A 12,088-nucleotide genomic window follows, 5' to 3' on the forward strand; every position below is an offset into this window, starting at 1 on the left:
CATCGACCGGGGCGTCGCCTTCCTGTGCGGACGACAACGCGAGTGGGGCGAGTTCGCCTGCCACAAGTTCACCAATGCGCCATTGCGCGGCGAGGGTCGCTTCGATTCCTCGCCGTTCGCCACGACGCTGGTGCTGCATGCATTGAGCTTTATCAGGCACCCCTCGATCGATGAGATGCGATCGAAGGCGGTCGGCTTCCTGCTCGATGAACAGGAGGCGCCGGGTGTGTGGCGCTACTGGTCCTCCCGTAACGGCGCACGCATCGACCCCGATCTCGATGACACCTGCTGCGCTTCCTTTGCCTTGAGGCAGGCAGGCGTCGACGCGCAAAGGCTGCAGGCGAATGTCGGCTGCATTCTTGACAACCGCCATGACAGCGGCCTGTTCAAGACGTGGCTGCGCAACGCCGACGCCGACAACGATGTCGATGGTGCGGTGAATGCGAATGTCCTGTTGTATCTCGGCGAGCGTCAGGAGACGATCGCGGCGCGCGATATCGTGATCGAAGCCATCCTTGCCGATCGCGAAGACGAGGCATCGTGGTACTACACCAGCCCACTGGCTCTCTACTACATGGTGTCCAGGGCATGCTTCCATGGCGTGGCGGGCTTCCACGCATGCCGCGATGCAGTGATTGAAAAGACAAGGGCTTGCGCGCGCCGCGCATCCGGGCAGCCGATGTCCGTAGCGCTTGCGCTCTGCATCCTGGCGAACTACGGCGTTCGGGACAGCGGCATCGCGGCAGGCATCGGTTTGCTGCGCCAGCAGCAAGACAAGGAGGGTGCATGGGCGAGGTCGGCATTCTACAGAGGCCCCGAGCCACCGGTCGCGCATTCGGTCTGGTGGGGCTCGGAAGAACTCACCACGGCGCTGTGCATCGAAGCGCTCGCACGCGCGGCGGTGGCGCGATGACACGCACCGTGATCGCGTTCTCGGGATGCACGCCAGTTCGGCCGCAGCCGATCCGGTCCCTGATGCAGCGCGAGGCGCGATTTGCAGAAATGATTGCACAGTGCGATTCGATTCTCGTAGAGGAGGCGGGTTGGAGCATGGGACAACTGTGGGAGCAGGATAGAGAAGTGACTGACCTGCCGAGGAATTTCCCATTGATGGTCACGCTCCAGATCGGCATGTTTGAATTGCTGGCGCATCACGGCGTCCGGCCCGATGCGGTGATTGGCATGAGTTGCGGCGAGGTATCCGCTGCCTATGCCACGGGCGCGATCGGACTTCGCGACGCGCTACGCATTGCCGTGCATGGCGGGAAGTCGATGGAGGCCGTGGCCACCCAGTGCCGCATGGCGTTGGTTCGGATGCCCGCTGCAGCGTGTCGCGCCATGACGGACCGGATCAGCGTCGCTGCGGTCATGGCGCCGGAATTCACGGTGATCTCCGGTTTGAAAGCGGACGTGATGTCTGTCAGTCATTTCCTGGAGGAAAGGCGGGTACTTGTCTATCCTCTCCCACTGCCGTGGGGCGTCCATACGACGCTGCTGCCGAAGCGACATCCGGGGTTCGAGGCATTGGTCGGGAGAATCGCCGTCGGTCCCACACGGTGCCACGCGTTTTCGACTTCGGGCGGAGACTGGACGTCCTTTGATTTCGATGCCGCGCGATGGTGGCGCATGTTTCGGGCGCCAGTGCTGTTCGCACCGGGAATTCGCGCGTTCGCCGAGCGGGGAATCCGGACATTCATAGAAGCGGGGCCGTCTTCGACGCTCGATTCGCTGTTGCCGCGGCTGGGGGCATCGGCCATATCGGTCACGGCTGCCCTGGCCGTGGGCGCATGATGACGGCGCCATCGCTACGCACATTGCCCGCTGCCTACCAGGAGTACGCGAGGCTGCGGCGAGAGATGCCGGTCTTCCATGATGCTGAAGCCGACGTATGGATCGTCAGCCGATTTGATGATGTGCGGACCGTGCTGCGGGAACATCGCCATTTCAGCTCCTGCGTACTTGGTCAGGACAGCTTTGAGATCCGGTCGCCGGTAGACGGCTCTGTCCTTCCGGCCGAGGAAACGCTCCTGGCGTCCGATCCCCCGCGGCATGACGCATTGCGGATGCACGTCGGACGGCTGTTTGCGCCAGAACGGCTGGTGGCCTGTGAGGCGGCTGCGCGCCGTGAGCTGGATCGCGTTATCGTACAGCTCGTGCAGGGAAATCGATTCGAGGTAGTGCACGATGTCTGCGAACCAGTCGTCGCTGCCGTGATGGCGTCGGTTTTCGGCCTCGACACATGCTGGCGTGAATGCGTCGCACAATGGCTGCAAGTCAGCGGCCAGTGCAATGCGCGTTCCCGGCCCGCATCGCTCAAGGCAAGGTTTGACGCCATGCTCGACGACATATGGCAGGCCGCAGAGCATTGCCCCGATGCCGGCCTGGGTGTTTTCATGGCGGCCTGTCATCGTGGCGAAGTCGATGCCCGGCACGTACTGGACCTGACGGTCACGCTGTTGAAAGGCGGAGCGGATACGACGACTTACCTGGTTGGAAATGTTCTGGCGCTGCTGGCGGAACAACCCGGCCTCGTGTCCGACATACGCCGGGACCCGACGTTGATTCCCGCGCTGATCGAGGCATCGCTGCGGCGGGATTCGCCGGTGCAACTGACGGTCCGGGTGACGACTGCCGATGTGGAGTTGGCCGGACACCGCATTCCCGCCAACTCGCGCGTGATACTGCTGCTCGGTTCCGCCAATCGCGACGAGACGGTGTTCGGAAGCGAAGACGAAATTCATCTTGACCGGAGGGAGAAGTCCCATCTCGCCTTCGGGGCGGGTCCGCATCGATGCCCGGGCGTGGCGCTGGCAAGGATGCAGGGCGGGGTGATTGTTCAGGCGCTGATGACACGGCTACCCGCTTTCAGGTTGGTGCCGGAGCATGCGCGGGAGGTCGGGCTCAGAGCCCTGTGTGGCTTCGACCGCATGGACGCGGAATTCCTTGTCCGGGAATCGAACGGGGCGACGGCCGGCCCCGCCAAAAATCTCCTGCCGGCCTCGGACTATCGCAACAGACAGAGCGAACGCTGACTGCCGTTTTCCCGGGTAGCCTGCGCCATGCATGGGCGCTTCACGCGCGATCATCAGTCTCCGGAAAAATTCGCCAAGTCGTCCTATAATGATTGACATTACAACGATTGATCGGGCAATAAAATGACCTCAAAGGCACAACCGGGGCATGGCGGCGGACAGGTTCTACCGTTTCGCGAGTCGCTGCTCGCCATGCTGGGGGTGGCCTTCGTATCGATGCTGGTAGCCCTGGACCAGACCGTGGTCGGGACAGCATTGCCGACGGTTGTTGCCGAACTGCAGGGCTTTGAGTACTACGCCTGGGTGGCGACGTCATATCTGCTGATGTCCGTCATCACCGTGCCGATTTTCGGCCGTCTCGGCGATTACTACGGGCGCAAGCCTTTCGTGCTGGCTTCGATCGTGGTGTTCTCGGTGGCCTCGGCATTGTGCGGCATGGCGACCAGCATGCCGTTCCTGGTGGCGGCGCGCGGGCTGCAGGGGATCGGGGGCGGCATGCTGGTGGGCACCGCCTTCGCGTGCATTCCCGATCTGTTCCCGGATTCGCATGTCAGGCTGCGCTGGCAGGTGCTGATGAGCGCGGCGTTTGGCGTGGCCAATGCGATCGGGCCGTCGCTGGGCGGCGTGCTCACGGAATGGTACGGCTGGCGTGCCGTGTTCTACGTGAACCTGCCGGTGGGGGTGCTGAGCCTCTGGTTCGTATGGCGCTACCTGCCGCATCTGCGCCAGCAATCGCACAGCGAGCCGATCCGGGTCGACTGGCTCGGTGCCTTGCTGATCGGCGTGGGGCTGGGCTGCATGCAGATGAGTGTCGAACTGCTGCCGCAACGCGGCATCGACTGGCTGACCGCTGGGCTGCTGGCCGTCGCCGTCGCAGCCCTGATCGGGTTGTGGCAATGGGAACGCCGCTGCGCCAATCCGATCCTGCCGCTGGACATGTTCCGGCACCCGGGCGTGGCGCCGCTGTTCCAGCTTGCGGTGCTGGTGGGGTTCACCATGTTCGCGCTGCTGATCTATGCGCCGCTGCTGCTGCAGGGCGGGTTCGGGTACTCGCCGCGTGATGCGGGCCTGCTGGTGACGCCGCTGGTGGTGTGCATCACCGTCGGCAGCATCGTGAACGGCCGCATCATCACGCGTATCCGCCATCCGAATGCCATGCTGTTTGCCGGCTTCGGCATGCTGGCCGCCGGATGCCTTGCCTTGTCGCAGGCCACGCGCAGCATGTCGCATCCGGTGCTGCTGACGATCATGTTGCTGGCGGGGTTCGGGCTCGGCTTTATCATGCCGAACCTGACGGTGTTTGCGCAGCAGACGGTGGGCCGGGAACACCTGGGCATCGCCACGGCGATGCTGCAGTCGCTGCGGATGGTAGGAGGCATGATCGGTACGGCGATGGTCGGCACCATGGTTTCGCGTTCCTACACCGCCGGCGTGGAACAGTCGCTGGCCCCGGCCAATGCGCTGGGCTGGCTCAGCCGCATGTCGGACCCGCAGGTGCTGATCGACAAGACCGTGCAGGCCGGGTTGCTGACCGAACTCCAACAGGCAGGGCACAATGGCGCCTTGCTGCTGGAGCAGGCGCGTGTTTCCCTTGTGACAGCGATCCACCTGGGGCTCGTTATCGCGGCGGTGGCCGCGCTGCTGGGCCTGTGGCGTGCACGGCGCGTGCCGCCGGTCAGGCTGGTGCGCGCAGGCCAGCAGCCGGCCATGGCGGCTGACTGAGACCGGCGCGGCATGACTGGCATGCCGCAGCCCTGGATACGGGAGAATGGATGGAACTGGAGCGACAAAGCCTTGCGGTACTGCAGCAGTTCGGGCGGACTTATCGCGCCTATGCGGCCGCTTTCGAGCAGCGCATCGGGCTGCCGTTGCCGCGCTGGCGCATCCTGTTTGCGCTGCACACCCAGCAGGATGCCATCGCGCAGAAGGCCCTGGCCGAGCGGGTAGGCATGGACCCGGGCGCACTGACACGGCAGCTCAAGGCGATGGAGGAACTGGGCTGGGTCTTGCGCAATACCTCGGAGCGCGACAACCGCGTGACGCACGTCACGCTGTCTGCGCCGGGCAGGGCCATGGTGGAAGGCAAGCTGCCGCTGCGCTCGGCTTTTCTCCAGGATGTGCTGGAGAACGTTCCCGAGTCGACCATGATCGAACTATCGAGAGGCCTGGCCCAGTTGGAGGCAGGCATTGCCGATGCCGTGGCCCGCGCCACGGAGATGGTGGACGCCGGGTGAACGCCCGGCACGGCAGGGTGGCTTGCTAACGCGGCAGCAGGATGCCCTGGCGCGCTGCGCATTCGAACAACTCGCGGTCATTGCTGGCGCCCAGCTTCTGCATGGCGCAATTCTTCTGGCGGCTGATGGTCTTGACGCTGCGGCATAGGATGCCGGCGATCTCGCTGACCGAGCGCCCGCTCAGGTAGAGCCGGATGACTTCCGTTTCGCGCACCGACAGGCGTTGCATGGCCGGCTGGCCGGGCTCGATCAGGCTGTCCGGGTCGGCTTGCGTCAGGATATCGAGGGCGGATTTGCCAACGTAGTTGAAGCCTCGCTGGATGCGGGCAACGACCGTGACCAGTTCGCACAGCGGTGCGTCCTTCAGCAACAGCCCATGCACGCGCGCATTGAGGATGGAGCGCAGGATCATGGGGTTGGTGATCATGGTCAGCACGATCACGCCGAGTGCGGGATGGTGTCGCCGCAGCGTGGAAATCAGCCGGATGCCATCCGAATCCCTGGGGCCGGGCATGTGGTAGTCGGTGATCACGATGTCTGGCCGCAGTGCCTGCACGCTGTTCAGCAGTTCCGTGGCACTGGTGACCATGCCGCAGACTACCCAGCCGGCCTGTGTTTGCAGTTGATCCCGTACGGCAGCGGAGACGACCGGGTGGTCATCGGCCAGCAGGATTCTCAGTGTCATGGCGCGGGTCCTTGTCGTGGGGATGGCAGGCTGGCTGTGCCCCAAAAAGTCGCCGCACGCCATGACGGCGTGCGGCGCTAAGGACGCATCAACATCTGCGCACGTGCCGGGATCTCGAGCCAAACGGGAGGCGGCCGCGACACGGCAGTGCGGGCCCAGAATACTGGCCCCGACGCCATGGCGGACTAGGAAATTTCGCAAATACTTGCGGCCAAAGGTTGCGGTGCCGTTGACCGGACCGCCCCGCAAACGCCCGTGTGGCGGGCGGTAGCGGGCCACAGGCGCTGCGCGAAACTGGCCGCGCGCGACGAAGGTTTGCGTTACGGCAAACGTCGGAAGTGTCCGAGTTCTCCGGAGTAGGCTGCCTGCCGCGGCTCAGGCCGCAGCGGCGTGCCGATGCGGTTCCTGCCGGCTCTTGCGCCGGCTGTCGATGGCCTTGAGCGGGTCGCGCAGGATGGCGCTGCCCACGTCCATGATGTCGCGCAGGGCGCCCCTGTCGCGCGCGCGTTCGGGCGCCCAGAAATGCAGCGCCGCCCATTCGGGGAAGCTGCTCGGCGGTGCCAGCAGTCGCGTCTTGCGGTCACGCGTGACAAGCGGCACGTTGAAATCCAGTACGGGACAGATGCCGCCGGCCGAATGCAGCAGCGTGATCTGCGTGTGCCACGACGGCACCACGGTTTCACGGTGTCCGGGGGTGCTGGCCTGGCGTGCCAGGAAGCTGCGCAACGGACTGCCGGCTTCGCAGTCTTCCTGTAGCAGGATCCAGTCGCTTTCCGTATCGTCGGCACTGCCGGCGCGCATCGCGCTGACCAGGCGGCGCGGCGTTGCCAGGATGTTGTGCGGCAGTACCTTTTCCGGGTTGTGCCCGCCGTCGACCACGAAAGCGCAGTCGAGTTCGCCGCTGTCCAGGCTCTCGGCCAGCGTGGCATCGGCAATGACGGGGCGTGTCACGAAGCTGTCATGCGGAAACTGCTCGCACAAAGTGGTCAGGATCTCCGTGATCACCGGGTCGCCAATGGATGAAGAAAACCCGATCGACAGGCGTCGGCCCTGGTGGCTTTTCTCCGCGGCAAGCTCGTTTGGCCGCACCAGCTGGTTCCATTTGGCCAGGATCTGCCTGGCGGTCTGTTCCAGGCGCAGCGCGTGCGGCGTCGGCTCCAGCGTGCCGTTGCGCTTGACGAAGAGCGGGTCGCCGGTGATCTCGCGCAGCCGTGCCAGGCTGTAGGCGACGGTCGGAACGCGGCCTTGCGTGCAGGCCGCTACCGCGCTGAGATCACGGTACTCCATGACCAGAACAAAAACGTGCAACAACTTCGTGCTGACATGACGCATTCTGACTTCTCCCGATCCATGGATTCTGTTTTCGTTTTTCTTTTGTTCTTTTTGCACGGCAATGTGACAGCGTTGTGCAGCAGGTGCATGCCGTGCGCCGCGAACCTCAGCGGTCGGGTTCGCGGGCGGAAAAGGGGATGGGGACGGGAACCGGCAAGCGCTGTTTGCGGCGGATCTGGCTGCCAAGAAGCATGACACGACTCCTAAATGTGCGACTGGCGTCGACAAATGGCGCAGTGACTCCTCAATCCTTCAGGCCCGTGCTTGCCGGCAGTTCTGCTGTGTCACCAGGCGTGTCCGTGCCGGTGGAGAACTGGCGGGCCGCCCGTCTTTGCGTGCTCCGTGGAGCGCCGTCTGCGGGCGTACGAAATTTAGTTGATGCCGAGGAATCTTAATACAACAACCGGAAAGTTCCTAGGAAGTAACTGACATTCCGAGATGCTGCACACACAGGTCCAGGGGCGCTTGTTCGGACATGAAAACATGGGCGGAAACCTGCCGGGCACAAGGAAAGACCGCCTGTGCACCGTGTTTCCAGGACTCCGACATTGCCAGGCCTGTATGGTACTCATCCGCACTGAAATTCCAGCGTCGCGTTTTGCGGCGAATCTGGATTCCAAATTGGAAAAACCAAAGTGGGCGGACGAGGACGCGCGCGCTCCAGGTCTTCACGGTTATCTGCGTATCGCGTTAGCGCGCCCGGCTCATGACAGCTGCTCGCCGATATCGCCGCCGCACGACTGCCGGCTTGCACAATTTGCTTAACTCGCCCAGCAAAGACGTTGAATTGCCTTTTGGCTTGGCGGTGGGCTAACGTACGGGCAGGGTCGGGCACGGTTACCGGCGCGCATGGGATCGTTGCGTAGCGGAGAGAATCGGTGAACAGACGGTATTCGGAAGAGCAGATCCGCACCTATCTGGCCGAAGCCGCCAGCGGCGTGCCGGTGCGCGAGTTGTGCGCGCGGTATGGCTTCAGCGATGCTTCTTTCTATGGCTGGCGCGCGCGCTACGGGCAGCCCGGACAGGGCGATGCGCGCGAAGGGCGCAAACTGCGCGAGCTGCAGGAGGAGAATGCCCGGCTCAAGAGCATGCTGGCGGATGCACTGCTCAAGCTCGAGTTGCTGCGCAACCGTACTGGTCGCAGCGGCAGCGGCAAGGACCGTTGACCGCCAGCCCCCAAATTCCGGATCCGACACGGATCCAGCAGGTACCCGCGCCCGTCATGTGCAGGCAGGGCGCCGTCCCGGAGTCTCAGCTTGAACAAGGTGATTTGTCGCAGGGTATGCATGTTGGCTTGTGCCGGGCTGCTGGCCGCGCGGGCCTGGGCCGCGTCGGATGCGCCGCCGCCGGCGCCGATGGTCGCGCCGCCGCCGCCTCGCATGCTCGACAGCGCTACGGCAACAGTGGAATCCGCCGACGGCACCTTGTCGGTATCGCAGCGCCAGCGCTGCCAGTCGCTGCTGGACCAGATCAATGCACTGCCCGCGGGGCAGCAGTGGTCCACCGGCAAGTCGTCGGTCACAACGGCTGACGGCCGCACGTATCCGACGCTGGAGCATCAGGCGGACCGCAAGCGCCTGGAAGAGGCGTACCGCCAGGAATGCACCCAGCAGGGCCGGTAATGGCGGTACAGCCGGCCGCGCTTGATGGACTGCATTCTTGTGGAGAGCGAACATGCACCGCTTACGTCATATCGTTGCCTGGTGTCTCGGGCTGATGCTGCTGGGCCAGCTTGGCGCCCCGATGGCGCAGACCACGCTGAGCCCGGCGCAGCTCGACCAGCTCACTGCGCCGATCGCGCTCTATCCGGATGCGCTGCTGTCGCAGGTGCTGATGGCGGCAACCTATCCGGCAGACGTTGCGGCAGCGGCGCAATGGTCGAAGGCCAATTCGAGCCTGTCCGGCGATGCGGCTTCCAAGGCGGTCAGCAATGAACCCTGGGACCCGAGCGTGCAGTCGCTGGTGGCGTTCCCGTCGGTGATGGACATGATGGGCCGGGAGCCCCAGTGGGTGCAGTCCGTCGGCGATGCCTTCCTCGCACAACCCAACGATGTGATGGATTCGGTGCAGCGGTTGCGGCGCCAGGCGCAGCAGGCGGGATCGCTCAAGACCACCGAGCAGCAGAAGGTGGTCACCCAGACCACCGGCGGGACCACGGTCGTGCAGATCGAGCCCGCCAATCCGCAGGTGGTCTATGTGCCGTCGTACAACCCTACGGTCGTCTATGGTGCGTGGCCGTATCCGGCGTATCCGCCGGCATACTATCCGCCGCCGCCCGGTTCGGTGTTTGCGACGGCGCTGGTGTCTGGGATCGGCTTCGGTCTTGGCGTTGCGGCGGTCAACTCGTTGTGGGGCGGCTTCAACTGGGGCTCGCACGACGTCAACATCAACGTGAACCGCTACAACAACATCAACGTGAACAACCGGCTCGACGTGAACCGGTCCAATGTCAACTGGCAGCACAATCCCGCCAACCGCGGCAACGTGCCCTACAACAACGCGAACGTTCGCAACCGCTTTGACCAGCAGCGGCAGGCGGGCCTGGCCAACCGGCCGCAGGGTGGCCAGCTTGGCGGCGCGCCGCGCCCCGGCGCGGGTGGCGGCGGCGTGCAGCGTCCGGGCGGCGGGGCGGCCGATTCGCGCGAACAGGCGCGCGAGCGCGCCGCGCAATCGTTCCAGAGCCGCACCGGGCAGTCCATGCCCGGACATGCCGGCGGCGTTGCCGCGGACCGTGGCCGGCAAGGCGCGGAAAGCCGGCCCGGCGCAGGCGGAGGCGGCACGCAGCATCCGCGTCCGGCTGGTGCCGACCGGCAGCGCGCCGACCAGGCTGCGGCGCGTGACCGGGCGCGCAATGCCAACCGCAACAGTGCGCTGCACGATGCCGGCAATGGCGACCGCATGCGCCAGCAGTCGCAGCGCGTTGCTGCCCAGCCCGCCCGGGCTGTACCGCAGCGAGAAGGCAGTGGTGGCTTCCAGGGCGGCGGAGCACGGCAGGGTGGCGGCTTCCACGGCGGTGGCGGCGGACATCTTGGCCATGGCCGGAGGTAATCATGATGCGTAAATCCATGTCTGCAATGCGCGTGCTGGTTGCCTTTGCAGCCTTGTCGGCCGGCCTGCCGGCGCTGGCACAGCAGAGTTACCCGACGCCGGATGCCGCGGCCGAGGCGCTTGGAGATGCCATCGCCCGCAGTGACGACGATGCGCTCAAGCATGTGCTGGGCAACAACTACCACAAGCTGCTTCCGCCGAGCGGTGTGGACCGCGACGATGTGTACGACTTCCTGGCCGCATGGGCCAGGCATCACGGCATCCAGCCTGACGGCGAGCGCCGCGCGCTGCTCGCGGTCGGCGAAAGCGGCTGGACGTTCCCCGTGCCGCTGGTCAGGCAGAAAAATGGCTGGCAGTTCGACTTGCGCGCGGGGGAGCGGGAAGTCCTGCGCCGGCGCCTGGGCCGCAATGAGCTGGTGGCCATGGAAACGCTGCTGCAACTCGCCGACGCGCAGGAGCGCTTTGCGCAGCAAGTGGGCAACGGGCGTTACGCGGCCCAGCTTGTGAGCAGTCCGGGCAAGACCAACGGCCTGTACTGGCCGTCGACCAGCCAGGAAAATGCCAGCCCGGTCGGACCGGATGCGCTGGCAATGGTGCCCGAGACGCCTGCCGATTCCGCCTTCTACGGTTACCACTATCGTGTGATTGCACCGCCCAAGGGCAGCGATGCCAAGTACGCCTTCGTGGCCTGGCCCGCGCAATATGGCCAGAGCGGCATCCACACCTTCCTGCTGGGCAGCGACAAGGTGTTCTACGAACGTGACCTCGGCTCCGGCACGGCAGCGCGTGCCGGGACGATCCGGAGCTTCTCGCCGGACGGCTGGCAGCGCGTGGCGGATCACTGACCGGCGCAGCGGCCGGCCCCCGTGTGAACTAGAAAGGGCGGGGTTCGTCGCCTGTCCCGGCACGCGCGGCCGTGGTGGCCGGCGCTTGCCGTGGCATCGGCTCCAGGTCCGCATAGACCGCGGCCAAGCCATCGCGGTCGACCAGCCGCAGGCGCCGTTGCCGGACCGAGATCAGGCCCACCGAGGCAAAACGCGACAACAGGCGCGACACCGTTTCCAGCGTCAGGCCGAGCAAGCTGGCGATGTCTGCCCGCGGCATCGCCAGCGTGAGCGGGCCGTCGGCGCCACCGCGGCGCCGGTGCTCGGTGTCCAGGTCCAGCAGCAGCATGGCCAGCCGCTGCGCGGCTTTCATCGAGCCAACCGCGACCAGCAGGATGCGCTCACGTTCGGCTTGATGGCGCATCACGGCCAGCACGGAATCCCGGAAGGCCGGGTCGGCCATGTGCGTGCGCAGCGCTTCGATCGCCACGACGCAGCACTCGGTGTCTTGCAAGGCAATGGCACTGACGCTGTGGGCTGGCGCCTCGTTCGGCTCCAGCCCCAGAATGTCCCCGGACAACGAAAACCCCGTCACCTGGCGCCAGCCCAGCGGCGATTCATAGACCTGCTTGGCGCTGCCTTGCCGCAGCGGAAATACCGCGGACACCGGGCGGCCCTGGCGAAAGAGCACATTGCCCGCAGGCACCGCCACCTGTGCGGGCTGCAAGGGTTTCTGCGCGTTTGGCGACATATCGGCCGTCGGAGCGTCGCGGCAGACATGGCGAAAAAGGCAGAGCGAGCAGGAGGGCGAGCCGTGGTCCGACATGGGGATGAGCGCCTGTGGGCGACAGCCTAGTATAAGGAGCGCTGCAACGGCTGCTATCTCGCTGCGATCTGTATTCTTTCGTTGTTCTACTTGAATTTTTTCGATTG

At 65.1% G+C, this 12,088-nt stretch carries 12 protein-coding genes; 9 read left to right on the forward strand and 3 right to left on the reverse strand.

The window, feature by feature from the left end:
• Positions 1-82: 82 nt before the first annotated feature.
• The 5 genes from LDO29_RS07455 to LDO29_RS07475 all read left to right on the forward strand — a co-directional run bounded on the left by LDO29_RS07455 (position 83) and on the right by LDO29_RS07475 (position 5,266).
• Positions 83-913 carry a prenyltransferase/squalene oxidase repeat-containing protein gene (locus LDO29_RS07455; protein WP_224079160.1) on the forward strand — a complete coding sequence of 277 codons (831 nt, stop codon included), beginning with the start codon at positions 83-85 and terminating at the stop codon, positions 911-913.
• Positions 910-1,791: an acyltransferase domain-containing protein gene (locus tag LDO29_RS07460; protein ID WP_224079161.1), complete on the forward strand. Its 882-nt coding sequence runs from the start codon at positions 910-912 to the stop codon at positions 1,789-1,791. Before LDO29_RS07455 ends, LDO29_RS07460 begins: the two co-directional genes overlap by 4 nt.
• Positions 1,788-3,032, forward strand: a complete 1,245-nt coding sequence (locus LDO29_RS07465; RefSeq protein WP_224079162.1) for a cytochrome P450 — start codon at positions 1,788-1,790, stop codon at positions 3,030-3,032. The genes LDO29_RS07460 and LDO29_RS07465 overlap by 4 nt, the downstream gene beginning before the upstream one ends.
• A 123-nt stretch (positions 3,033-3,155) precedes the next feature.
• Positions 3,156-4,754 (forward strand): MFS transporter, encoded by a 1,599-nt coding sequence (locus tag LDO29_RS07470; RefSeq protein WP_224079163.1) that lies wholly within the window; start codon positions 3,156-3,158, stop codon positions 4,752-4,754.
• A 50-nt stretch (positions 4,755-4,804) separates the two neighbouring features.
• A complete protein-coding gene (locus LDO29_RS07475) occupies positions 4,805-5,266 on the forward strand; it encodes a MarR family winged helix-turn-helix transcriptional regulator (protein ID WP_224079164.1) in 462 nt (153 codons plus the stop codon).
• A 25-nt stretch (positions 5,267-5,291) separates the two neighbouring features.
• Here LDO29_RS07475 and LDO29_RS07480 read toward each other — a convergent pair whose 3' ends face one another.
• Complete coding sequence (locus LDO29_RS07480; protein ID WP_224079165.1) at positions 5,292-5,951, reverse strand: response regulator; 660 nt, start codon at positions 5,949-5,951, stop codon at positions 5,292-5,294.
• Between the two features lie 375 nt (positions 5,952-6,326).
• Entirely contained in the window at positions 6,327-7,283 is a 957-nt protein-coding gene (locus tag LDO29_RS07485) for a LysR family transcriptional regulator (RefSeq protein ID WP_224079166.1), read from the reverse strand.
• An 878-nt stretch (positions 7,284-8,161) separates the two neighbouring features.
• Here LDO29_RS07485 and LDO29_RS07490 point away from each other — a divergent pair.
• The 4 genes from LDO29_RS07490 (at position 8,162) to LDO29_RS07505 (ending at position 11,176) form a co-directional block, all read left to right on the forward strand.
• Positions 8,162-8,449 carry a transposase gene (locus tag LDO29_RS07490; protein ID WP_224079167.1) on the forward strand — a complete coding sequence of 96 codons (288 nt, stop codon included), beginning with the start codon at positions 8,162-8,164 and terminating at the stop codon, positions 8,447-8,449.
• 120 nt (positions 8,450-8,569) lie between these two features.
• Positions 8,570-8,905, forward strand: a complete 336-nt coding sequence (locus LDO29_RS07495) for a hypothetical protein (RefSeq protein ID WP_224079168.1) — start codon at positions 8,570-8,572, stop codon at positions 8,903-8,905.
• 52 nt (positions 8,906-8,957) lie between these two features.
• Positions 8,958-10,331, forward strand: a complete 1,374-nt coding sequence (locus tag LDO29_RS07500; protein WP_224079169.1) for a DUF3300 domain-containing protein — start codon at positions 8,958-8,960, stop codon at positions 10,329-10,331.
• A 2-nt stretch (positions 10,332-10,333) separates the two neighbouring features.
• Positions 10,334-11,176 (forward strand): DUF2950 domain-containing protein, encoded by an 843-nt coding sequence (locus LDO29_RS07505; RefSeq protein ID WP_224079170.1) that lies wholly within the window; start codon positions 10,334-10,336, stop codon positions 11,174-11,176.
• A 28-nt stretch (positions 11,177-11,204) separates the two neighbouring features.
• On the opposite strand, the gene LDO29_RS07510 is transcribed toward LDO29_RS07505, so the two are convergent.
• Complete coding sequence (locus LDO29_RS07510; protein ID WP_224079171.1) at positions 11,205-11,981, reverse strand: Crp/Fnr family transcriptional regulator; 777 nt, start codon at positions 11,979-11,981, stop codon at positions 11,205-11,207.
• Positions 11,982-12,088: the final 107 nt, after the last annotated feature.

The organism is Cupriavidus laharis (assembly GCF_914271435.1).
GTDB lineage: Bacteria > Pseudomonadota > Gammaproteobacteria > Burkholderiales > Burkholderiaceae > Cupriavidus > Cupriavidus laharis.